General features: G+C 41.7%; 14 protein-coding genes. 5 read left to right on the forward strand and 9 right to left on the reverse strand.

Annotation, left to right across the window (positions count from 1 at the left end; genetic code table 11):
• Window positions 1-58: 58 nt before the first annotated feature.
• The 3 genes from L4C37_RS03090 to glgX form a co-directional block, all read right to left on the reverse strand.
• Window positions 59-763, reverse strand: a complete 705-nt coding sequence (locus L4C37_RS03090) for a tRNA (adenine(22)-N(1))-methyltransferase (protein WP_429767838.1) — start codon at window positions 761-763, stop codon at window positions 59-61.
• Between the two features lie 167 nt (window positions 764-930).
• Entirely contained in the window at window positions 931-2673 is a 1743-nt protein-coding gene (locus L4C37_RS03095) for a sensor domain-containing diguanylate cyclase (RefSeq protein WP_429767839.1), read from the reverse strand.
• 267 nt (window positions 2674-2940) lie between these two features.
• The gene (glgX, locus tag L4C37_RS03100; protein ID WP_429767840.1) at window positions 2941-4902 is read right to left on the reverse strand and encodes a glycogen debranching protein GlgX; all 1962 of its coding nucleotides are present in this window, start codon (window positions 4900-4902) and stop codon (window positions 2941-2943) included.
• 438 nt (window positions 4903-5340) lie between these two features.
• Between glgX and L4C37_RS03105 the strand changes: the two genes are divergently transcribed.
• The 3 genes from L4C37_RS03105 (at window position 5341) to L4C37_RS03115 (ending at window position 8491) form a co-directional block, all read left to right on the forward strand.
• Window positions 5341-6600, forward strand: a complete 1260-nt coding sequence (locus L4C37_RS03105) for a carbohydrate porin (protein ID WP_429767841.1) — start codon at window positions 5341-5343, stop codon at window positions 6598-6600.
• Between the two features lie 79 nt (window positions 6601-6679).
• Window positions 6680-7537 (forward strand): MalM family protein, encoded by an 858-nt coding sequence (locus L4C37_RS03110; protein ID WP_429767842.1) that lies wholly within the window; start codon window positions 6680-6682, stop codon window positions 7535-7537.
• 111 nt (window positions 7538-7648) lie between these two features.
• Entirely contained in the window at window positions 7649-8491 is an 843-nt protein-coding gene (locus tag L4C37_RS03115; RefSeq protein ID WP_372265555.1) for an alpha/beta hydrolase, read from the forward strand.
• A 119-nt stretch (window positions 8492-8610) separates the two neighbouring features.
• Here the strand turns inward: L4C37_RS03115 and L4C37_RS03120 are convergent, their stop codons facing one another.
• The 3 genes from L4C37_RS03120 to L4C37_RS03130 all read right to left on the reverse strand — a co-directional run bounded on the left by L4C37_RS03120 (window position 8611) and on the right by L4C37_RS03130 (window position 14770).
• Complete coding sequence (locus L4C37_RS03120; RefSeq protein ID WP_429767843.1) at window positions 8611-11475, reverse strand: amylo-alpha-1,6-glucosidase; 2865 nt, start codon at window positions 11473-11475, stop codon at window positions 8611-8613.
• Window positions 11476-11576: 101 nt separating this feature from the next.
• Window positions 11577-12755 (reverse strand): maltose/maltodextrin ABC transporter substrate-binding protein MalE, encoded by a 1179-nt coding sequence (gene malE / locus L4C37_RS03125; RefSeq protein ID WP_137371912.1) that lies wholly within the window; start codon window positions 12753-12755, stop codon window positions 11577-11579.
• A gap of 383 nt (window positions 12756-13138) precedes the next feature.
• The gene (locus L4C37_RS03130; RefSeq protein ID WP_429767844.1) at window positions 13139-14770 is read right to left on the reverse strand and encodes a glycoside hydrolase family 13 protein; all 1632 of its coding nucleotides are present in this window, start codon (window positions 14768-14770) and stop codon (window positions 13139-13141) included.
• Window positions 14771-14968: 198 nt separating this feature from the next.
• Here L4C37_RS03130 and L4C37_RS03135 point away from each other — a divergent pair, with 198 nt between their 5' ends.
• Window positions 14969-15880, forward strand: coding sequence for a LysR family transcriptional regulator (locus L4C37_RS03135; RefSeq protein WP_429767845.1), 912 nt, complete (start codon window positions 14969-14971; stop codon window positions 15878-15880).
• Between the two features lie 252 nt (window positions 15881-16132).
• Here L4C37_RS03135 and pulA read toward each other — a convergent pair whose 3' ends face one another.
• Together pulA and L4C37_RS03145 are read right to left on the reverse strand one after the other, a co-directional pair.
• Window positions 16133-20545, reverse strand: coding sequence for a pullulanase-type alpha-1,6-glucosidase (gene pulA / locus L4C37_RS03140; RefSeq protein ID WP_429767846.1), 4413 nt, complete (start codon window positions 20543-20545; stop codon window positions 16133-16135).
• A gap of 390 nt (window positions 20546-20935) precedes the next feature.
• On the reverse strand, window positions 20936-22711 hold the full coding sequence (locus tag L4C37_RS03145; protein ID WP_429767847.1) for an alpha-amylase family glycosyl hydrolase: 1776 nt from the start codon (window positions 22709-22711) through the stop codon (window positions 20936-20938).
• Window positions 22712-22982: 271 nt separating this feature from the next.
• Between L4C37_RS03145 and L4C37_RS03150 the strand changes: the two genes are divergently transcribed.
• The gene (locus tag L4C37_RS03150) at window positions 22983-23312 is read left to right on the forward strand and encodes a DUF1294 domain-containing protein (protein ID WP_273295091.1); all 330 of its coding nucleotides are present in this window, start codon (window positions 22983-22985) and stop codon (window positions 23310-23312) included.
• Between the two features lie 149 nt (window positions 23313-23461).
• Here the strand turns inward: L4C37_RS03150 and L4C37_RS03155 are convergent, their stop codons facing one another.
• Window positions 23462-24046 (reverse strand): LysE family translocator, encoded by a 585-nt coding sequence (locus L4C37_RS03155; protein ID WP_273295085.1) that lies wholly within the window; start codon window positions 24044-24046, stop codon window positions 23462-23464.
• Window positions 24047-24273: the final 227 nt, after the last annotated feature.

Consider the following 24273-nt stretch of genomic DNA (forward strand, 5'->3'; position numbering starts at 1 on the left):
ATTTTATATAGGTATTTTACTGGATAGCTGTTGGTCATTATTAGATGACTTCAGGTAATTAACTAGATAGCTCGGGTAATTGGATCGCTTGGTAGGCTTCAATGATGTGCTCTACCTGATTTTGCTTTCCTAGCTGTAAACGCTGGTAATGTTGAAGGGTTTTACTGCGGTAATTGAGCGCGGTTTTAAGCTGAAGCTCGGTATCGGCTTGCCATATTTTCTCGCCAACAGGGTGAACTTTTTGACTCGGTTGTTGTTGGGGCTGATTGCTGAGCAACATGATCTCGTAGAAGCGGCGGTTTTCTTCTAGTAAGCATTCGTCTTTCATCTGAAAATTGAGCTGTTGTAATTGCTGTCTTAATTCAAACTGCTGGTGGACCGGGCATATTAAAAAGTCGAGTGCTAAAGTTGGATACTGTGCATGGATAGATTCGATAAAATGTTGAGTCAGATCGCCCCCCACACCCGCAATAATGACTAGGTGTTTTCCTTCATACTGCTCAAAGGCAATATCAACCACATCGCCGCAGTGTACTTCCCAAGTTGACTCAGTTACTTCAGATTTTGGGAAATAGCGTGCAAGTTTGATCTCTAATTCATCCATTAATTGGGGCACAATATCAATGAAATGAATAGTGGGAGCTTTGTTCGTGGCCAGTAAGTGAGTACCAAGAAAACCGTGGTCACAACAACAATCCCATATATGGGTGTATTCGTCACCGACGAGAGATTCAATGGTTTGCAGTCGCTTACTCAGTTTCATTCTTTTATAGCCGTTGTTTGGAAATCATAGGGAATAATAGGAGGCGCATTGTAATGGTTTTTCATAAAAAAAAGCACCCGTTTTACAAGGTGCTTTGATTAAGACTAATGATTTGAACAAAGCTAAGTTTCAATGAAGAATAAAGCAGCGCTAACCCTGATTATTAACTAAGAGGCTATCTCTTGGTTGGAGATATACATTTCTACTCGGTTTCTTCCTAGCAGCCTTGCTTGTTTTTTTGCATGTTCAGCGTGAGCTAGGCTGAATGCATGAGACTCAATGATTTTGGTATAACCGATACTTGCGCTCAGTGTTAGCGAATCTAACGGTGTATCAATGACTTTTTCTGACAGGGCGATCCTACATTGGTCTAATTGGTATTTTGCATCTTCATTGTTATTCGCATGAAACAAAATACCAAACTGATTGCCGTTTAATCGAGCTACACTTACCCCTTTTGGTTTTGGGAAATGGTCTCGAATAGTCTCGGCTGTGCTAATAATGGCGGTGTCACCAATTTGCTCGCCATAATGACGATTAATGTACTCAAAATTATCAATGCTTAGACGAGCTAAAAAAGTATCAGGTGTATTTTTGTAGAGCTCTAAAGTACTGTTAAAAAATGCCTTATTCTCTAGCTGAGTCATAATGTCTTTACTCTTCAATTGATGATTAAGGAGTAAATTAGCCAGAGACACTTCAGAGTAACTTCTAGTCAGTCGCAAAATACTATTGTTAATAGGAAAGTAACTATTTACATAGATAACGGCAATTAACTGCTCTGTTGAATAAAGTGGTATGCAGTAGTGGCGTTGGTGGATTTTTAGTTTCTTAGCCAGAGGATCTGTGTATTGGCTTCCTTGGTAAGTGAGGGTATCCGGTTTAAAACGAGATGCTAAATCACCATCAGAATGTACGATGGTTTTATTGCCATGGTAATCAAGCGTACTGAAGTTGTGCGAGTTTGGGTCGTATAAACAAAATTGTACACCGCGGTGGTAGGTGAACTTATCAAAAATAGATTTTAGCTGATGCTTGAAGCTTGCTAAGTCATTCACTTGGTTGAGTGTCGACAGTGCTATATTCAATTGGTGCGAAAGGTAATTGAATACAAACCAGAGTAACAGCATAGACGCAATTAGAATGCCAGCAATAGTGAACTGGTAAGAAGAAGATAAGATCTCACGGCGGTCTGTTCCCGCGATGAATACCCAGTTTAAATCATTATCCGCATTAAAGACGGAAACTTTGAAGTTTCCTCGGTAATAATATTCGTATTTCCCATTGGTTAAGCCTGAATCTAAAAGAGACTTAATCCCTGCATTGTAGCTTATTGACTGGCTACCTATTCGAATTGGATCTGGATGAAACACCAATTTTTCTGTGGTTTGGTCTACGACAAAAATATAGCCCTTATTGAGTGTTTTGAGATCTTTTAGCCCTTGTGTCGTATGCAATAAATCAAACTCGATCCAAATTTCTTCACCTTGGTCTAACTTTCTGTTTTTAATTGCAAATACCCATCGATGATTAGGCTTTTGGTAAACTGAGGAAATGAAAAAATCCCCAGAGACAGTATTGATTGATCGCCACTGAATATTGTTAATAACGTCGTGAGTTAAAGGCTGGTTTATCGAAGAAGAATAAATTTGAGAGCTTGGTGTAAAGCGAACAATGTCAGAAAAGTATGAGGACCGCTTGAGTATAGTATTTGCCAGTTCATCGAAGCTTTGCTGGGCGACTTTTTTATTGGGAGTGGAGAGTATAGCTCTCTCTAATAAATTAAGCTTACCGAAAGTGGCTTCGATATTTGATCTTACTAGAGAAGTGGCAATTCTAATATTTGATGAAGACTGTTCATGAGCAGAATCTTCTGCTTCTTTCAACTGTACCGCGGCTAAATAAAGCATAAAGCCAGTTAATAATATAATGTACGGCCTTGTTAGCCGAATGAGTGTTTTAGGTAAAGCCATGATATCCAAAGACGTGGTGAATCTGTTTTTTATTGTGGAAGCATAGTAAACAGTTTTCACACTCACATCAATGCAAATGATTCCATATAATTTTCGAAATTTTGTGATGATTAGCTTAAAAAAAAGCCAGCTATAAAGTTAGCTGGCTCTTATCAATTTGTAATGCTTTTTAAGCATTAAGCATTAAGCATTAAGCATTAAGCATTAAGCATTCGGCGTGTAATGCAAAATAGCCATTGAGGTTGGTGATAGCAACATTTCACCTTCTGCTGAACAGGCTTTCACATTCCGTAAGTTAGTATCGCAGATGGTTACCCAGCTTTGATTTCGGTCACTTGGCAAAGTAAACCTAGCAGGTGCATTTGTTTGGTTTATTAAGTAAATGAGTTCGTTGCCGTCTTTACCAATTCCTAAGTGCAACGCTACAGAGCTTAAGCGGTTCCAGTCATCATGATCCATGATTGTGCCATCTACACGGCTCCAAGAAATTCGGTTTGAGTTTCGTTTATCACCACTAAAGGCTTTGATGAACGGCACCATAAATTCTTGGCGGGCGGCAACCATTTCTGAAAGCCAGCTTTTGAAGTAATCTTTACGCTCAGAAATGTCCCAATTCAACCAACTTGTTTCGCCATCTTGGCAGTAAGCATTGTTGTTACCTTTTTGGCTATGTGAAAGGACATCTGCAGTTAGAATGTGCGGAATACCAAAAGCAAACAGCAAACTTGCCATAAAGTTGCGCTTTTGTTTTTCACGAGTCGCGATAACTAATAAGTTTTCCGTCTCGCCTTCTATTCCGTAGTTTTCAGAACGGTTATCACCATGACCATCTCGGTTGTGTTCACCATTATCTTCATTGTGCTTATGCTTATAAGAAACGAGATCCTGCATGGTGAACCCATCATGGTAAGTGATGTAGTTAACCGTCAATTTATAAGGCCAATGGGCCGCGCTATAGATGTCTCTAGAGCCCATTAAACGGGTCGCAAACTCTTTCAAATAACCTTGGTCACCGCGCCAAAAGCTGCGTGTGATATCTCTTAATTTGTCGTTACATTCATTCCAACCGAGTGGAAAGTTACCAACTTGGTAGCCATTTGGTCCGATATCCCAAGGTTCTGCAATCAGTTTTGTTTCACGAAGAACCGGATCTTGAGCAACGGCTTTGAAGAATGCAGCTTCAGGGTTGTAGTCGTCCCCTTGTCGCCCAAGTGTTGCGGCTAAATCAAAGCGAAAGCCATCCACTTTATATTCGCTTACCCAATAGCGAAGAGTATCCATCACTAAATTTAAAGCCGGCTGGTACGTGAGATCGACAGTATTTCCGCAACCTGTGAAGTTCGCGAAATGTTGTCCATGTTTAATATAAAAGCGTTGATCGAGTGCTTTGAGATTAAAGACTGTGCCACCTTCGCCACCTTCCGCTGTGTGGTTATAAACCACGTCTAAAATGACTTCAATACCATTACGGTGAAGTTCTCTAATCGCAGTTTTCAGTTCTATCACTGCATCTTTATCTGCATAACGAGGGTCTGGAACCATGAAAAGGTAGGGGTTATAGCCCCAGTAGTTGACCTTTTCCATATCCAGAAGGTGGGGTTCATGCATACAAGCTGCAACGGGAAGTAGCTGTAAAGAATTGATGTTTTGTTGCTTATAGAAAGCCAACATTTCAGGGCTCACTAACCCTAAATAGCGACCTTGGTCTTTGGTTGGAATTTCTGGATGAAGTTTTGAAAGCCCTTTTACATGGGTTTCAAATAATACGGTATCTTCGCGGTCAATTCTTGGGTGTTCGGTACCTTGCCAATCGAAGCTGTCATCGGTCACTACACACTTTGCCATGGAGAAACTTTTATCGTTCGTGTAAGGCGTGCTGTAATGTAAAGGTTCACTTAGTGCTTTAGCGTAAGGGTCTGAAAGTAATAAAGAGCCATCGCAATTTTCAACGATGTATCCGTATTTTTGCCCTGCTTTAATATCTTCAATGAATGTATGTTTAATTCCTGCGTACTCTCCCTCTAATTTATATGTTTTGAATTCATCTTTATCGTCAAATAAAGCTAGGGAGATAGATTTACATTCAGGTGAATAAATTGAAAAGTTACAACCAGCATTACTTAGCGTAGCGCCTAGTGGATAAGGGCGAGAGAGAGTTTTAGTCATTACTTATTATTCTTGTTCAGTTAAACAACATTAGTTAACTATAAGTAAAAAGCTTTGTCACAGTAAGGTCAAGCATCTTCACAGATTAATTATTTATTAAAATTTTTTATTATTAATTCGTTCAATGTATATGTTTGATGTGCGTCCCATTTATACTGAATAAGTCGATCTAGGTGCGGTCTACTCCTCCTAATTTAAGTGATCCAACTCCCTTAAACACCGTTCTGTATACTTTCTACGCCTTTCTCATCCCCCCTAAATTAGCTTAGGGTGGAGGAAGTCAAAGTTGTCATCCTTTCTTAATATTGACCCCGTTGAAACAAATTGTAGGGGAAACCCTAGTACCTCTCTACGTTACGTTGCCATTACTGCCTTTGGTTGTTTCATGAGAGCAAAAATAAAAATATTAATAATGAATCGTCCTTAATGGAGTTAAGAATGAAAAAAGTAAGTTTGATTGCTGCTGCAGTGGCATCTACATTAGCTGCGGGTTCTGCATTTGCTGCACCTACTGATACTGTAACTGATGGTTGGGAAGTTCATGGCTACATGTCTTCGAATGTACGTGTTGTTGACGGTACTACAACTGATACTGAATTTGGTCGTCCAGACTACAAAACAGCAGGTACTCACGGTAAGAGTACTAACCAAGTAGAATTTTCAATCAAAAAACACAGTGAATACGAAAATGGTGTGTGGGCTGATTACGTTCTACGTTCAGAATTTGGTAATGGCAACTCTTCTGCATACTCTTCTGATGGTGACCAAAGTGTAAATGACACTGACGGTTTTGCTCTAAAAGAAGCGTTCGTAGAGCTTGGTGGCATTCTAGGTGAAGACACTTCTATCTGGGGTGGTCAACGTTACCTAAACCGTGCTGCGGGTATCCTTTCTGGTGAGTTCTGGAAACAATCTTCAGGTATTGGTGCTGGTATCCAAACTAAGCTTGATGGCAAAACAGCGGGTATTGCATACGTAATGGCTGATCCAACAGCTGGTGATGATAACGCAGACCGTACAACGCTTTCTTCTATTGACCTTTACTACTACGGTGTTGATGCTGGTATCGGTAGCCTAGACTTTGACTTCAAATACGGTAAGCAAGTTAAAGATGGTGAAAATGATGACGGTATCGGTGCATCGGTAACGCTTAATACTAGCTACTATGGTCTTGATGGTTGGACACAAAACGCGGTTGCTTACGGTTCTGGTGTAATGCAAAACCGTGGTGTTAACTTTGGTAACTGGTCAGGTGGTGATGATAAAGCTGAATCATTATTCCTAACGTCTTACGGTGTACTAAACATTTCAGATAAAATCCAGCTTGGTACTGAAATTACATACTTTACGGCTCTTGACCAACTGTTCACTGCTGAAGGTTTAACTCGTTACATGGTGGCAGCTCGTCCTTCTTACAAACTGAACGACAATGTTCGTCTTGAAGCGACAGCTTCTTACGGTCATGAAGAAGGTGATGAAGGTTACTGGGGTCGTACTGGTGATGCACTAGAAAGCAACATCATTAACCTAGAAATCGCAACTGCATTCACAGCTAACTCTGACTACTTCGGTCGTCCACAAGTTAAGCCATACATCAGCTACATCAAAGCTGACGATGAAGCGAGTGCTTCGATTATCGGTATCGAAAATGGTGATGACCAATTCGTATTCGGTGTACATACTGAAATTTGGTTCTAAATCAAATAGTATTGAAGGCAGCCGTTTGGCTGCCTTTTTGTGTTTTACCCCATAACAACCAATAGTAAGAGAGATTACAATGAAAAATAAAAGCTCTATTTTAGCCGTGGTACTAGGTGCCTTGCTAGGCGGTTGTGCATCTGATGTTCAGGTTCAAACTGAACTTTCTCCCCCAACCAATTCAGAAGTTTGCTGCAGTGATTTTACGCAATTCCCTTATGCGCAGCTAAACGACAATGAAGATTTAAAATTTGATATTGATTTAGGTTCACCGGTAGGTAACTTCACTACGGGTAACAGCCACTTTGCAGCGTTCAAATTCAGTGACCGTTCAGGTGAGATGGTTGTAACGCTTTCAAGCTTGATGATTGATGACTCGGTTTTTGCCCCAGAGGTCATCTTTTTAGATGAGGCCTTCCAGCCAACGAAAACAGTAAAATTTGATGATTTTAAAGTACAAGCATCTGATGCTTTTACTCGTACGAGCTATGTAGAACGCTTGCGTATTGATGCAAGTAAAACGCCTTATATGATCGTGTACACCCCAGCGGATGAACTTGGTAAAGCGATTAAAGTGGATCACCCTGCGAAAGTGCGCGCCAAAGAGTTTGGCGAAGTGATGCCAATGGTCATTGACCCTGTTTACACTAACCGTCTTGGTGGTCGTATTGAGCTTGAAGTGGAAACGTTGAAGCTTCGCCCATACCGAGCGACAGCGGCGGTAGCACCAGTAGCCGTTGCCCCTGTTGCTGCAGAACCGGCAGTTACTACAGCTATTAAGGTTCAACAAGAAACTCAAGATTTCTATATTTCTGCTATTCAAAAAGCGGTGAAATCAGGCGATGTGCCTAAAGCTCTAGGTCTACTTGATGAAGCAAAAGCGTTGAATGTTGAAGGTGCTCAAGAAGCGTTTGTTCGAGCAGTTAACGCTAAGTAGTTCCATTTAAGGCATATATCAATTATTCATTAACGCTCCGAAAGGGGCGTTAATTTTATGTATTTATCAATTATATTTTTGAGCCGAACTTTGTTGGTTTAAGGAGAAGTTATGCATACAGAGGAATCAACACTCGTCATCCATTCTGATTTTTTTATCCCGCAACTCAACCGCTCCCGGACGGTTCGCATTTATTTACCAATAGGCTATGAAGCTTCTTCAAAACGCTACCCTGTGCTTTACATGCACGACGGACAAAATGTTTTCGAAGAAAAAACGGCCACTTATGGAATGAGCTGGAAAGTTCGTGACACGCTAGATGCCATGCAAAACAGTTCAAAGCAGGATGGCATGATAGTCGTGGCGGTGGATAGCAGTGAAGAGCTAGATAAAATGAGCCGCTACGATGAGTATTCACCATATAAAGCCAGCGAGGCAGTGCTTAAGCTAGGCATTGAAGAAGTGCTGCTAAGGCATGGTGGAGAGGGAAGTGAGTACCTTGCCTTTATCTGTGAGACCTTAAAACCATATATTGATGGTCATTACCGAACTAACCCGCAACGTGAATCTACTTATTTGGCTGGAAGTTCAATGGGCGGTTTAATCAGCCTTTATGGTGGGATTAAGTATCAGCAGGTATTTTCTAGTATCGGGGTGTTTTCCCCTGCATTTTGGTTTAATTACTCTGCGTTTTTTAAGTTAGCGTCTGAAGCTGAGTTTGGATTACCCATGACTATTTATATGGACATGGGAACCAATGAAAAAAGAGATGGCTCAAAGGTCGATTTTGCTGAGGTTTATCTATCAGGTTCTCGGGATATGAAAACCTTGTTAGAAGATAAAAGCAATGTTTCGTTGTTCTATGTTGAAGGTGAAGGGCATGAACATAATGAAATAGCGTGGGCTGAGCGTTTCCCTGTATTTATTCGCAGCATTTTGGATCATCAATCCTGAATATCACAAGTTTCAAAAAATACGTTTAATAATAGAAATGGCGTTTGAGGTAGAACTCAAACGCCATTTTTTATCGATCTATTCTAACTGAGTGCGATGAAGGGAGAGGATGTTAAACGCTAATCTTTGGCAACTTCCAAATTCTCTTCAGTTCTCTTATTCAATAGATAATCTTTGGTTAACACACTTCGATGTTGGCGTGTGAAGTCTGGTTTAGCAAAGTGCAAATTATCCAAAGATGGGTATTGTTTACTCGAAATAATACTCACATTGTTTGGCTCGGTGCTTGTGGTTACTTCACCTGTTTTATGATTAATGACGATGTCTAAATCCACATTTGCTGGGCATTCAATTTTTACGTCTGTTTCATTACTTACCTTCAAAGTAATGCACAGCTGAAGTTTGTTGCTATGTAGCTTGTTGGGATCTTGTTTCTGTTCTGTTGCTTGTGCCGCGTTGATCACGTAATGGCTAGTATCATTTTGCTTGTTAAACTGAACCTTAAGCAAGCTACTTTCTCCATAAGGAAGAGTTGCACTTAGATCCGTCCATGCACTTGGTAGCCTTGGGTTCAAATGAATACGATTAGCCAACAACTGTGGGCGGTAGCCTAAGTAGTCTTGCTGAGCATTACGAGCGTATTCAGAGACGGACCAAGCTTGGGCAAATGTTCCAGACTCAACTAGCGGGCTTTCAAGCAGTTGGTTTGATACAGAAGAACCCTCAGTAATCGTCTGGTAAGCATCTAAGTTTTCACTCATTGCACCACGGCAGCCTTGCTTTAAGATCTGCTGACCTAGATTCCTAGAGAGCTCATAGCTTAACTCTTGTTGGTTTAATCGGTTAAGCGCACTTACAGTGAAACCAGCGTTCCACCCCCAAATTGTACCGTTATGGTAGGCCGCGTCTTTGTGGTATTGAATCTGGTTGTCATGGTAAGGGTGAAAATCAATATGTTCTTGCTGAAGCGAGCAAATGCCCCAAGGGAACAGTAAAGTTTCAACCGCATTTTTCACTATATGCTGTTCAATGCCATCATCTGCCAAAGAGCTATCTTGTGGGATCGACAACACCATTAATTGGTTCGGTCGAATGCTGTAATCAGGCTTATCTTCATTAGATAAGTGATCCGCTAATTGCTGTTTATCAGCATCCCAGAATTTATTGTTGAAGCTCTCTTTGATGCTAGAAGATAGCTTATGCCATTCTGACTTAGCGTCTTGGTCATCCACTAACTCAGCCAATTGCATTGCACAATTTACACTTTCAAACCACAACGCTTGAATGTCATTAGCTTTTGGTCCTCTTGGCGACCAAGGTGTAATGCCATTGATTTTTGCGTCCATCCAAGTGTCAGGGTGGCGGTGTGACATTAAATTGTCTGAATCTAGGTATTCTTTTTCAACGCCCTCAATAAAGCGTTTCACTGTTGGGTAAATGTCTTTAGCAAACTCAGTATCACCCGAGTAATTTATGTACTCTAAGGCTTCTCGTATCATCCACGGCGTACCATCTGTGGTGTTGTAGATAATATTGGATTTACTGGTGACTCGGTTAGGAATACGACCAAAGTTTTTAGATTCTTTATCTAACATTTGCATAGAGGCAAAGTTCTGAATCACGGCTTTCGCTTCATCAAATAAGCCATTGACTAAGCTAGTGCCAGATAGAGCAATAAAGGTGTCTCTGCCCCAGCAATCTTTAAACCAAGGTAGCCCAGCCCAAATACCTGTACCAAACTCATGACTAATAAAGGTTCGGCTAGATAGACGAGCCCACATCACCGATTTATTGAAGTGGGTGTCGTTCGTCCACAAGTAGTTTTTAAGTAGAAATTGGTAGATGCTTTGTTGATGAGAAATAAATACGGACTCTTCAACGGCTTTTAATGCTTGAGCTTGAGTCTCTTCAAGAGTGTCACCAAAAGATAAGTACACACACAATGAATGCTCTGGTTGCTGAGTTTCCAGTTTTAGTTTCACATTATTTTCAGATAGGTGCATCACCGTGTCGAGTTCTGGTGAATTGGCGAGTGTCATTTCTTTTGCAGAAATTGATTTATCCGCAGCAATTGAAATAAAACGCGGGCTGCCTTCTGGGCAAATACTGTGGTCAAGCTCTATGGTTATGCTGTTTTGCTTAGTGTGAATGCTTGAGTGTGTGGTCGGAATGTTCAGTTCAGGGACTATTGCTAATATGGTATTGTCTTCAGCGTTCACATGTAAACAAGCCAATCTTGACCCTTGAATGATGCTCAAGCAGTCTGAAGAAGTAGGGTTTGAGATGTTTCTCTTTTGATTGGAATAGTGATGCTCAATGCCATAAGGCATCAAACTGGCATGATTAGCGGATTCTTTGTCATTAATTTTATGGTCTACGAAGCTGGCAAAACCGCCTAAACCCCAACCTTGGTGGTGGCGATACTTACCGCTGTTCACAAAGCTATGCGTAGTTCCGTGATAGTAACCATCTACGTTATCACCAAATACAAACGGAAAACTTTCCATTTCGATTATCGCGAGCTGTTGGAATAATTCATAGTGTGGGAGTGCAAAGTCAGGTTTGTGCCAGTCTATTGTTGATTGTGTTGCAGCGTCCGCAATTAGGGTTGTATCCGTGAGCTGTCTTGTTGGGCGGTGGTTTTGAGGCTCGCCTTCAGCAAAGATAATGGTAGGAACATCACCTTGGAAATTGAGCTCTAACGTAAATAAACCTGGAGCTGAAGGTGAAAATAGAAGGTCGTTTCCAATTCCCTGAGTGGTGACAAGCTGAGTCAGTGTATCCGTTTTGCACACGGTAGGATTATTGGCATGGCCCGATAAGGTCCAATTCTCTGTACCGTCTAAGTCGGATATTTTGAAGCGATATTGATCCGTAGATAAACAGACAGTTGTTTGTAGGCAGTGTTCGGAAAGCGAGATGAAAGGGGTATCTAACCCCCAACCATTAAAAGTGCCTTTAAGATAGAGAGTAGGGATTTGCATAGAGATGTAATTTCCAGAAATGAAAAAAGGCACAGCGAACTGTGCCAAACTTACGGACAATTAGTACTTGGAATACAGTACTTGAAATATAGGACTTGGAATTATTTAGTAATTTGTTTAGCAGCCATATCTAGCGCTTCTCTTACTGTTTGCTTACCTTGCATTGCGTTATCAATTGCAGCGCCTTCAGCAAACCAGTAAGCGGTCATTTGAGGGATGTTAGGCATTACTTCACCGTTTTCTGCATTGGTCATTGTTGACTTAATGCGCTCATCGCTCTCTAGGATTTTTTGGAATGATTTCAGTGTAACGGCACCTAGTGGTTTGTCATCATTCATGATTTTTAGAGACTCATCTAAGAATAGGTAGTTCTCTAAGAATTCTACTGCTAGGTCTGTGTTTGGACTTGCAGAGTTAATACCCGCACTTAGGATGCCAACGAATGGGTTACCTTTACCACCATTTAAAGTTGGTAGAACCGCAACGCCATAGTTAACGCCCATTTTATCTAAGTTGCCCCAGGCCCAAGGACCATTGATGGTCATTGCTGCATCACCTTTAGTGAACGCCGCTTCAGCTACAGAGTAATCCATATTAGGGTTTAGTACGCCCTCGTTAACCATGTCTACTAAGAATTGAAGACCGCGAACACCTGCAGCGTTGTTTACGCCAGTGCTTTTCTCATCGTAGCCATCTGCTGTTTTCTCAAAAGCAAATGCGCCGCCAGAAGAAATAACTGGCCATGTGAAGTAAGCATTCTTAATATCCCACATAATTGCTTGCTTGTTTTGCTTCTGCATATCTTTTTGGATATCAGCTAGCTCTTCCCATGTTTTTGGTGGGTTTGGCAGTAGGTCTTTGTTGTAGATAAGAGAAGGGGCTTCAATAGAAACAGGGTAGCCGACAATCTTGCCTTCAACCGTTACTGCGTCCCAACTGAAGTCAACAATCTTGTTTTTGAATTCTTTACTTGGTTTGATTTCATGTAGAAGACCAGATTCTGCATAACCACCGAAGCGGTCGTGTGCCCAGAAAATGATATCAGGACCGCCGCCAGTAGCCGCGTGCTGTTGGAATTTAGCTTCTAGAGATTCAGGGTGCTGAACAATGATTTTAACGCCTGTATCTTCTTCAAATTGTTTACCAATTTGAGCAAGACCGTCATAGCTTTTATCGCCATTGATCCAGATGGTGATTTCACCTTCTTCCATCGCGACAGCAGGAGCATTACATAAAGCAGCAAGGGTACAAATAGACAGAGTTTTTAATACATGTTTCATAGTTCAGTTCCATTTTCAGAAGGTTATCCATAAGTGATAAGAGCTTCTACTAGTTCTTATTATCTTGGGTGAATTATAGCGATGCATGGGAAGAAGGAGAAATAGGATTATGAGTGCTAGGTATAGCTTTAATCTATACCTTTGGTGAAAGTTACCTTAAATAAAGGCTATTGAAAATTTTTGTGATATAGAGCGTTTTCATAAGTGTGAAGAATCGCTCAAACTCTTTTTGGTAAAGGAAGAGGAATGTTTTTACGTACTCAGTTGCTTAGCAAATAATTGTGTTTTTTGAATAAAAAAAGAGGCAAGGATATGAGACTTGCCTCTTTGGGTTGCTACGTATTTTCTTTGATTTAATTTGCTATAAAACCTTATGAATCAGTTTAAAGCTTCACAGCAAAAGACTCGTATGGCTTCAAGTTCAGTGTTTCTGATATTGCAGTGACAGCTTGGTAGTTGTTAATCAAGCAAGTTAGATCTTGTTTTTGGTACTCAGTTGGTACATCTAGCGTTAAAGCTTCATCTGAGAAGTTACAGATAACGAATAGTTTCTCTTCGTTAAGCTCTCTTACGTAGGCAAATACTTTGTCGTGGTCTTCAAACACAGGAGTGAATGACCCATGAACAATGGCAGGGTGCGCCTTACGTAGTTTGATTAAATCTTGGTAGTGATAGTAAATAGAATTTGGGTTAGCTAACGCCTCTTCCACATTGATCTCTGGGAAGTTCGGATTCAGTTCAATCCATGGAGTTCCCTTGGAAAAACCAGCATTTTCACTGTTGTCCCAATGCATCGGCGTACGAGCATTATCACGGCTATTTTCGTGAATCGCATCCATCATGTGTTCATGAGTCACGCCTGCTTCTGTGCGTACTTTGTAAAAGTTCTGGGTTTCAATGTCTTTATATTGCTCAAGATTTTCGAAAGCAACATTGGTCATACCGATTTCTTCACCTTGGAAAATGTAAGGCGTGCCTTTTAAGAAGTGTAGGCAGGTTGCCAGCATTTTCGCAGACTCCACGCGGTACTCTTTATCGTTACCATATTTGGAAACCAGTCTTGGTAAATCGTGGTTGTTCCAGAACAGAGAGTTCCAGCCACCATCAGCCAACTCTACTTGCCACTTAGTTAGCACTTGCTTGAATTCTTTCAAATCGAGCGGGATCGGGTTCCACTTGTCACCGTTTTCCCAAGTCAGGGTAATGTGCTCAAATTGGAAAACCATCGACAGTTCATTTCTGTCTTGTGCGCTGTATAGCTTGGCTATTTCAGGTGTTGCGCCCCAAGTTTCCCCAACCGTTAATAGGTCTTTGTTACCAAAGGTTTTTTGGTTCATTTCCTGTAGCAGTTTATGTAAGCGAGGACCGTTTCCTGTAATGCCTTTGTCGATTTCTTTACCGATAAGGTCAATCACATCTAGGCGGAAACCACCTATGCCTAGGTCAATCCACCAATTCATCATGGCGTGAACTTCATCTTGAACTTTGGTATTTTCCCAGTTCAAATCTGGCTGTCTTTTTGAGAATAGATGGAAGAAGTACTGCTGAGTATGTTCATCCCAATGCCAAGCACTGCCACCGAAAATTGACTCTTGATCATCTGGAGCACTACCGTCTGGTTTAGCATCACGCCAAATGTAGTAATCACGGTATGGGTTGTCTCTAGAAGAGCGCGATTGTTCGAACCAAGTATGTTCATCAGATGTGTGGTTCACGACAAGATCCATCACTATTTTTATGTCACGCTTGTTCGCTTCATCAAGTAAGCGCTGCATGTCTTCCATGCTACCGAACTCTTTGGCGATGGCTTGATAGTCAGAAATGTCGTACCCGTTGTCATCCATTGGAGATTGATAAACAGGAGACAACCAAAGCACATTAATACCAAGATTTTTCAAATAGTCTAACTTGCTGATGATGCCATTTAGGTCACCAATGCCATCATTATCTGAATCTAAGAAGCTACGTGGGTAAATTTGATACACCACGGCGTCATGCCACCATTTTTGTTCCATTATTCAATTCCACTCAATAAAACGATTGGGCTTACTATAGTGATTTTATGCGAGGTGGGGAAATAGCGTTAGACTCATTTCTCTATAGGAAAAAGCTATATCATGGCTGTTGTTTGATGTATGTTTTACATAACGCTATAAATCGTTGAAAAACCAACCGCGCATTTTGTGATGTTATGCAAATAAAGAGAAAGCAATATGAATAAGCCATACCGATATTTTTTGATGGTTGCCCATACTGGCAGCATAAAAGGTGCCGCTGATAAGCTCAATATCAGCCAACCTTCTTTGACTGCTGCCATTAAAAAGTTAGAAGCCGATGTTGGTGTGCCTATTTTTATTCGTAAATCCAAAGGTGTGGAATTAACGGAGTATGGGCGTTTATTCCGAGAGTATGTGCAAGAGCAACAAGAAAAACATTTGAGCTTAATGCACCGCTTTACCGATATGCAGCAACGCCAATTGGGTAAGTTAAAAATAGGAACGGGTGAAGCGTGGTGGGAACAATTCGTTTGCCACTCCGTTAAAGAATACAAACTAATAGAGCCAGCTTGCTCATTGCATTTGGAATTTGGAAATAACTTGTCTTTGATGCACCACCTTGTTCAAGGTGATATCGATTTGTTTGTAGGGCATGAAGTCACAGGTTTACATGAGCGTTGTAAAGTGACGTTTCATCCTTTGTTTCAAGATAAAGAAGCCATTTTTGTTCGAAAAGATCACCCGCTGCTGACTAAGAAAAAATTGGGCATGGGTGATCAATTGAAGAGTCAAGAACAGTACCCGTTATTAAGAGTGACGCCTGAGCATTCAAGGCACAATTCGGTTCTCTCTGATCATGTTAATTCCCAAGAAGATGCAATGGAAAGCCAGTTGGTTGGGCGTGATGTGTATGATGTGGACTCACTTTTCGCCAGCATTGATATGTTAAAAATGACTGATGCGGTGATGCCATATAGTCAGAAAATGTGCGCTTGGATGAAAGAGCGAGAGATTGAAACCTTACTGGTGAATGAAGAAAGGTTAGGCAATGTCGGGATTTATACTAAGCAGGGGATTGATGATCAAAAGATCCAACGATTTGTCCAGATTTTGCAGGAATCGATTTAAGGTAGTTATGTAAGACAGCTTCCAAACCTAGATTCAAGCTATGTCAAACCTAGCTTTAAGCTGAACCAAAACCTGATTTGTATACTGTAACTTGTTTAAGGCTATTGAAGCTAAGCTTATAGAAAATAATGCTTTAGAAAGCAAATCTCTAGAAACGAAAAAGCGCCAACCTACTATAGGTTGGCGCTTGCTTTTAGTTGGCGCTGTTTTAGAGCAGCCAAGCTTTACGCTTTCATATTACATTTACTAAAATTACTTAGCAGTAATCGTTAGCTCTTTGTTTAGAATGTTGAATGCCACTTGGTAGCTACCTGCTGTTGCAGGAGTGAAAGCAATATTGCCGCTTGAGTCAGTAATCTCCAGAGATTCAGAGCCCTGAACGACATCATTAAATGCATGTTCACATTCGCCCCAGTTACCACAAGTCATTTTAAACTGAGTCGTTTCACCGGCAGTCAGCTCCGCTGTTGTAAATGAAATCATTTCAGGCTTATCAGCATCTGATGTCATTTTCTGAGCATCACCGTGCGCCCAATCGCCAGAAATTGTGCCTGGGATGAACCACGTTTTACCCACATAGCTTTCGCTTAGTACAGCATCAACCACAACAGGCGTCTCAGTATTGGTTGCATCAAGTGTGAACTCGTACATGCCCATTTCAGAGAAGTTACTTGGGCAGTTATCACCACCACAGCTAATTTCTGTATCCCATGAGCCTTTAGTAAATTTGTAGCCAGTATCTTTAGCAAGACCTAGTTGAACTGTATACAAACCGCCATTAGCGTAAGGTACTTCGATAGTTGATGGATCCCAAGATGCAGCAGGGAAGTCACCAGCAATGTAGATCTTGGTGTTACCAAATGGAGGTAAATCATCAAGTTTTTCGCTTACTGGCAAACCTAGCCCACGTTCGCCGTTACGAGCTTGTACAAACACTGCGCTAGACCAAGCAGGAACCGAGAACTTACCTTCTGCAAACTGTGAAGCGCCGGCTACGCCGCCATTCACATGTTCTTCACTTAATGCAAAACCAGCAAGTTCGATGGCTTTGCTTTCGTGGTCAACAAAATCACCAATAACTTGAGTTTCTGGTGATGCGTTGATAACCACTACGATTGAATCAAGATTTGCATCTAGGTCAGTCGTTTGTGTTGAACCGTTATCAATGCTCATTACAATCAAACCTGGAGTTTGACCTTTGCCTGAATTACGGAAGTCGACACGTTTCATGATTTCTTCAGCACTTGGCAGTGTCATCAAATCAGAAGCACTACGGATGCGTAGCATTTCTTTGTAATTTGAGTACATCAATTCCAAGTCTTTAGCTTGTGGCTGAGCATTAACGTCGGCCGTTACTTGACTGATCAAATCATAGTTAGCGAAGTCTTTATCTTTTGCAGGTAAACCTTTGTTCCAGTTGTTGTCTGCAAGAGTAAAGTCGACAAGGTTGTACCAATCACCGTAGTCGTAAGAGTCACGCTGCATTGATTTAGAACGTAGCAGTTCACCACCCATATGGTTGAACGGCATTGCTTGACCTAGAAGAACGGTCGCCATACCAACAGACTGCATTTGAACGCGAACTTCAACTGATGCCTCTGAAGGCACTTTGTACATATTGATGTCCCAGAACGTTTGGTTATCGTGCTTAGAAACGTAGTTTTGAACTTCCCAAGGCTGTTCTGCGTAACCTGCTTGCTGACCGTTATAGTCAATGCTTGAACCTACTTGAGTTGTCCCTTCGTAATCGACCATCTTGAATTTCTTCAAGTTGCCAGCCATACCTAAGCGAGTTAAGTCAGTTTGGTGAAGTGCGCGAGCTAATTCTGCATCAGACACATTGCCTTCTGCATCTCGGCTTAGCTCATTAGGTAATACTGCTGCACCAGTAGCAAAACCTTGAGTTTCACGGATGCCGTTAGCTTCATCAAATGGGCTACCGCCACGTACTGCATCTCTTAATCTATCAGAGAAAGAGCCAATACCAGTGCCACCAAGGTTCGGTTGAGTTGCTTGTACAAAACGTTTGTTGTTCTCAACTTCACCAAAGTTCCAACCTTCACCGTAGAAGTAAACTTCAGAATTGACTTCACGCGCTGCGGCTAATGTTTGCTCCATTTGTGAAAGTGGGTGGTGGCCCATTAAGTCCCAACGGAAAGCATCAATTTTGTAAGCTTCAACCCAAGTTTGGATAGAGTCATCAATCAGCTTGGCAAACATGGCATTTTCAGGTGCTGTGTTTTCACAACAGGTTGATGTTTCTACTAGACCTGTATCCGGAACTAAACGTTGGTAGTAAAGTGGAACGACTTTATCCAGTACCGACTTGTCGTTCATGCCTGAAGCGTTGGTATGGTTGTACACCACATCCACAACGACGTTCATGCCGATATCTTCTTTAACTGACTTCACCATTTCACGGAATTCTAGGATACGCGCTGTACCTTCTGCATCGCTAGAGTATGAACCTTCAGGAACCGTGTAATGGAATGGGTCATAGCCCCAGTTGTATGAGTCGACTGAACGAACGTATTCGTTAAGTCCTTCAATCACTGGGTTTTCTTTCGAATCGCTTGCTTTTAGTTCTTCAAATGCATCAGCAATCGTGCCACCACTTGTACAGTAGCCACTGAATCGGTCATCTTTTTCAACAGATGCATTCAGAGAACAAAGTTTACTAAACGGTTCGTCGATATTGGCAACTTTATCGGGATCTTCGTTGATCGTCGCGATATCAAATACAGGCATTAAGTGCAGGTGAGTCATGCCTGCTTCACTTAGCTCTTTCAGGTGGTTTACTGGAACTGAGTTTTGTTCGGTGAAGGCTAGGTACTTACCTTTGTTGTCTGTACTTGCATCTTGAGCTGAGAAGTCACGGACATGAGATTCGTAAATCACCATGTTAGACAAATCACCATTTTCAGGGTTTTGAGAGTGTGGTGCGTCTAAACCATCCCAACCAGCTGGTTTCAAATCATCTGAATCTAAATCGATGGCTTGGCTGTATAGAGAGTTTGTTGAAAGGCTCACTGAGTACGGGTCAGTTACTTCGTAGCCGTAACCTTTTTGCTCTCTTGGTTGGAACACTTTCATTGCGTAACGGTAGAATTTGTTGTCTACCGCGTCAGTTTCTAGTTCAACGCTCCAGCTACCAGAAGCAGCATCTTCAGTCATTGCGTGACGTGAAGCTTCAGACTTGTCGCTGTTGTAAACCACCAATTCAACTTCAGAAGCTGTTGGAGCCCACAGACGGAAAGTCACGCCGTCATCACCATAAATTGGACCGTATTCTAGATCGGCAGCATCTTCAGCGAAAATAGCATCAATCGCACCAGCAAATTGAATGGCAGTTGAAGAACGCAGTGCTGATGGTTCATCTGCAACACCATTTGAAGAAGCAATGGCAATTAAGCTGCCTTTCATCAAAGACGCAAGTGATAACTCACTTGGTAGATCTGGCACTTCAAATGCTGGGTAATCAGCAAGGTGAGGGAATTGTTTTTTCTGTGCGTCAGTGAGCGTTGCACCAGTTAGTTTGATCGATGCGCCGGTGACGACACCGTCTTCTGATACATCGTACTTGCCGTTTGAGCTGAACATGATTTGCACAAGGTCAGCACCGTTGCCTGCGCGCCACACCATGGTGTTGTCATCAAGTAAAATCGCCCCAACGGTATCAATAGTGAATTCTGAAGATGGACCGCCTACTGCAAATGCGTCATCTCGGGTTGGGTAAGACGTTCCGCTGCCAGGAATATAAGTGACGCCAGGGTTATCTGCTTGACCTGAAATATCAATCACAAGGTCGTTACCAATAAGCTTATCTTTGTTGGCGTTACGGAAAATTACGTTGAAACATTGAGTGGCATCATCAGTAACCGGTACATACCAAACTGGACCAAACTCATCAGAGGCATCTGGTGTTACGCTTACGTCGTCCCATCCACCATTTAGGTAGTCTTCACCTGCTGCGGCACAACTTGCGTTATTCCAGATATGCAGGTTTAAGTTTGCGTAGCCGTTTTTATCAGCACCGTCTTCTTTGTAATCACCTAGTGCATCGTATAAGTGCAATGCAAAGTGACCAGACGGTGGAGCGGGTAATTCACCAGGTGCTGCTACTTCTGGTAATTTTACGTCAGTACCGGTTTGATCAAGCCCGTGAGCCATCATCATAGTGTCTTGGCGAGAACCTTCAACTTTGTCGCCAGTATGAGTCACACCTAGTGACTTACCAGCATCATTACTGTCTAAGGTCACGGCTGCCTGCTGAGTTGTACCATCTGAAATATTGCACGCGCCTTGTGCTTCTGTTGCAGTAACTAACCAAGTAGGACCAAAATTATCAGACGATGTTGCCGTAAATGATTTGTCACCACACTCCAGTACCCATTGGCTAAAGTCGGTGGTGACATTTGCCATACGAGAAACTGTGGATGTCGTATCTGCAATGTAGCTGACAGAAATTTCAGTAGCAGAAGGAGCTGCAGCAGCAGAAGGTAAAGCTACATTCGGTGCAAGTTCCACTTCTGAAGGTACAGAGGTTGAGGGTGTTGGTGCGACATAAGTTGAGTCATCGTCGCTACAACCCGAGATTACTGTTGCCGTTAGGATTGGCAGCATAGCCTTGGATAAGGTCGATAGCTTAAAGGTTTTTGTATTCACGTTTGATATCCATATAGTTTTTATTTCAGTTGAATATCGTAGTGTTTAATAGGTCGAACGGTGTGTGAGCGATATAGCCAAAGTTATTTTGGATATGGAAATTTAGAAAATACAGTGAGGTCGTCACGCTTTGTATAATGAAAACTAATATTACCTTTGATCAATCACTCACAAATTAACTATTCATGAGGTAAAGGCGTAGAGCATGGGAGTAGGAGGAGAGGATGAGCTCTACTCCTAAGAAGTGTGAGCTTAATGCCGATATTGAACGATCTTATTTTTCATCAAAAATAAAGGGTGAGCAATTCACCCTTTATTTGTTCTCTTGAGAGTTAAAAACCTATTAATTTGGGCTTTAAAGTCCGTTTTTTATGCACTAAATTTTCCGAATTAAAATGGTAGAGATAATACTAATGCCGATGTTGCTAAAGGTTCTAATTGCAAGCTGATGAAGCCTTCTCCGTGGTTGTTCACTTTTAATGTAGCCTTTGAATGGTTGCCAATATATTCACTCATATCATAAACCCCTTCTTTTAAATCAATGGCTTGAAGAGTGCTTTGTGGAATCACTAGATCTATGAACTCTGAGTTATGCTGGTGAAAGTTTGCTGAAGCAATCACCAGTTCATTTTGATCATGGCGAATAAACGCGTAACAGGAATCACTTAAATGGTTCGATTGATGTAAGTCGACATAAGCACCTGTCATGGAGGAATGCTTAAGGGTGAAATTCATCACTTTTTTATAGAAGGCGCGAAGTTGCTTCTCATCATCATTGAGCTGCCCGCCGTCGAACTTCCCGTTATTCATCCACTTTTGGTGTTGAGGTACGCCAATGTAATCAAAGATAGAGGTACGAGAAGGTTGCCCAAATCCTGCATTTTCAGCCCCAGATTCACCGACTTCTTGACCAAAATACAGCATGGTAGGTGAGCTACTTAATAAAGCACTGACTAGCATTGCAGGCTTAGCAACATTGGGATCACCGACAAATTCTGGTGAAGCAATTCTTTGCTCATCATGGTTATCAAGGAAGTGCATCATATGGTGTTCAATGTCTTGCAGCTGATGCTGAATTTCCGGAATGATAGCGGTTGATGCTTTGCCCTGCATGATGGCTTTCAAACCATCATAGAGATCGACCTTATCGTATAAGTAATCCATCTTGCCTAGCTTGATGTAATCTCGGTAAAGATGAGGTTGATATACTTCGGCCATTAAGAAGGCTTCTGCATTCTTCATTTTGATTGATGAGTTGAGGTAGCTCCAAAATTCAACTGGCACCATTTCCGCCATATCATAGCGGAAACCATCCACGCCTTTAGATAGCCAGTATAGAGCTATATCTCGGAATTTAACCCAAGAGTCAGGGACTTCAAATTCAAGCCAAAAGTGATAATGATCCATGTAATCGCGGTGTTCAAAGTCACGAGGTAACTCTGGGAAATCTTTGGTGCCGTCGGGCTTAATGCCATAGTTCACTTTTACGGTTTCGTACCAGTCGTCGAAATTTGGCTTGGAAAGGCGAGATCCATTACCAGTCCATTTTGCTGGGTTTTCAATAAATGGAGTCGCTAAGCTCGGATGATTTTCTCCACCAAGAGGCATGAACTCAGAGATAATATCTGGCAATTCAAATGCAGCGTTAGGGATATAATAGAAGTTATTATCGCGATGGTACTCTACGCTGGTATCGTCTTGGCTACCGAAATCTTTGATACCAAGCGGGTTGTTTTCCCCTTTGTATTGGCGTGCAACATGATTGGGTACGATGTCGATAATGACTTTTAAGCCGTTTTCATGGCTTCTTTGTATTAGCGCTTCGAACTCTTCAAGGCGAGAGGTTGGGTCATTAGCTAAATCAGGGTTTACTGAGTAGTAATCTTTGACTGCATAAGGAGAGCCAGCACGCCCTTTGACGACACTTGGGTGATCATTGGTAATACCAATGTCGCTGTAATCCTTAATCACAGCGTGGTGCGGGACTCCGGTATACCAAATATGGGTTATACCAAGGTCTTTTATTTCAGCCAGAGCGTGATGCGTGAAATCACTGAATTTTCCTACCCCATTTTCTTCCATCGTACCCCATGGAGTATTGGTGGTATTTTTGTTGCCAAACAAACGTGTAAAAACTTGATAGATAGCATGTTTATTATTATTCATTGTTATAATTCCTTTATATTCCATCATGTTATGTAGGGATGGATAAGGCATTTAGGCTAACGTATTTGTAAAAAAGCTTACTCATCCTTTATAAAAGATTTAAGGGCGTAGCTGAGTTTTCTTTGAAGGCTTGAATCGCTAATCTAGGCGCGTCTGTTAATACTTCGCGCATTGAACATTCAGTCAGTTTAATAAAGTTTAAATCTAAGGAGTCTTTTTGTCTCTCACTATCATTTTTAGCTGTATTTATTTAAGCATTGTCGCAGTGAGTATGCTGCTTTTTACTTCTTCTCAGGCGCTGTTCGTCGCCTACATTGTGATGAGCATTTTAACCTTCGCGCTTTATGCGAAAGATAAACGAGCGGCAATAAAAGGTCAGTGGCGAACCAAGGAAAGTACGTTACACCTGTTTTCTTTGTTGGGAGGTTGGCCTGGTGCGTTACTGGCGCAAGCGAAGTTACGCCATAAAACTCAAAAGCAGCCATTTAAAGCTATTTTATGGATGTCGATTATCGGGAATATCAGTGCATTTTTGTGGGCTTTGACGGCGCAAGGACAAGCCGTGTTACAGCCTATCCTTGCGAACTTATTGGTTAACTAAACTATTGGTTCACTAAGTTATTGAGCAGCTATGTATCTAAGCAATTGAGCATTTAAAATGAACTGAATTTTCAACCGTGCTAAAGCACTAGATAGCTAGATAACGTTTTGACTCAAGGCCTAGAAGTTAGGTGAGTCAATGACTAGAAATTAGAGCATTGGAATTGTCGACGCGAGCAGTAAACCAGCCATCCCATAGTTGAAGCTCTTAATGCGAATTGGGGTCGTTAGCCAGTGCTGTAATTGTTTACCCGCTGCAGTCCAAAAAGTCACAGAAGGTAAATTGGCCAAGGTGAAAATCCCTGCAATGATGGCTAATTCCCACCAAGAGCTTCCAGAGCTATAGACCGAAACCGCTGTTAATGCCATTGACCATCCCTTTGGATTCACCCATTGAAAACTCGCCGCACCTAGAAAAGTCATGGGTTTGAATGTGTCTGAATTTTTAGCTTTGCCACTGGTAGCAATCTTGATTGCAAGGTACACCAAGTAAGCCAAACTCAGGTACTTTAAAACTTGGTGCGTTACTGGGTAAGCATTAAACACGCCCATTAAACCGAATCCAACTAATAGCAACATTACGGCGAAACCGAGTGCGATACCTAACATGTGTGGGATGGTTCGAGCAAAGCCGACATTGGCTCCTGAAGTCATTAACATGATGTTGTTTGGTCCAGGGGTAAAGGTCGAGACAAACGCAAATAACGCTAATGCACTGAGTTGTTCTAATGGCATAGTTTTCTCCATTTTTATTTGTGCTGAGTAAGCACCGTATGCATGTGATGTACGAGCTTAAAATATGAGTGAATGCAAATAGTGCGAATGCAGAAGTGGTAAACCAACGAGCATTGAAATATAGGCATGAGAATCTTGTCTGACCGGTCAAGCTTCATACTAGGTGGAAAGCACCGCAATTTTGTGTTTATATTCATCTCATTAAGGATTTTTGAGCAATAAACAAC

The sequence above is a fragment of the Vibrio kagoshimensis genome (assembly GCF_050337535.1).
GTDB lineage: Bacteria > Pseudomonadota > Gammaproteobacteria > Enterobacterales > Vibrionaceae > Vibrio > Vibrio gallaecicus.

What these genes read in the sequence shown, in the direction of transcription:
- L4C37_RS03090 (WP_429767838.1), bottom strand. Translation starts at nt 763, where the DNA reads ATGAAACTGAGTAAGCGACTGCAAACCATTGAATCTCTCGTCGGTGAC.
- L4C37_RS03095 (WP_429767839.1), bottom strand. Translation starts at nt 2,673, where the DNA reads ATGCTTTATTTAGCCGCGGTACAGTTGAAAGAAGCAGAAGATTCTGCT.
- glgX (WP_429767840.1), bottom strand. Translation starts at nt 4,902, where the DNA reads ATGACTAAAACTCTCTCTCGCCCTTATCCACTAGGCGCTACGCTAAGT.
- L4C37_RS03105 (WP_429767841.1), top strand. Translation starts at nt 5,341, where the DNA reads ATGAAAAAAGTAAGTTTGATTGCTGCTGCAGTGGCATCTACATTAGCT.
- L4C37_RS03110 (WP_429767842.1), top strand. Translation starts at nt 6,680, where the DNA reads ATGAAAAATAAAAGCTCTATTTTAGCCGTGGTACTAGGTGCCTTGCTA.
- L4C37_RS03115 (WP_372265555.1), top strand. Translation starts at nt 7,649, where the DNA reads ATGCATACAGAGGAATCAACACTCGTCATCCATTCTGATTTTTTTATC.
- L4C37_RS03120 (WP_429767843.1), bottom strand. Translation starts at nt 11,475, where the DNA reads ATGCAAATCCCTACTCTCTATCTTAAAGGCACTTTTAATGGTTGGGGG.
- malE (WP_137371912.1), bottom strand. Translation starts at nt 12,755, where the DNA reads ATGAAACATGTATTAAAAACTCTGTCTATTTGTACCCTTGCTGCTTTA.
- L4C37_RS03130 (WP_429767844.1), bottom strand. Translation starts at nt 14,770, where the DNA reads ATGGAACAAAAATGGTGGCATGACGCCGTGGTGTATCAAATTTACCCA.
- L4C37_RS03135 (WP_429767845.1), top strand. Translation starts at nt 14,969, where the DNA reads ATGAATAAGCCATACCGATATTTTTTGATGGTTGCCCATACTGGCAGC.
- L4C37_RS03145 (WP_429767847.1), bottom strand. Translation starts at nt 22,711, where the DNA reads ATGAATAATAATAAACATGCTATCTATCAAGTTTTTACACGTTTGTTT.
- L4C37_RS03150 (WP_273295091.1), top strand. Translation starts at nt 22,983, where the DNA reads ATGCTGCTTTTTACTTCTTCTCAGGCGCTGTTCGTCGCCTACATTGTG.
- L4C37_RS03155 (WP_273295085.1), bottom strand. Translation starts at nt 24,046, where the DNA reads ATGCCATTAGAACAACTCAGTGCATTAGCGTTATTTGCGTTTGTCTCG.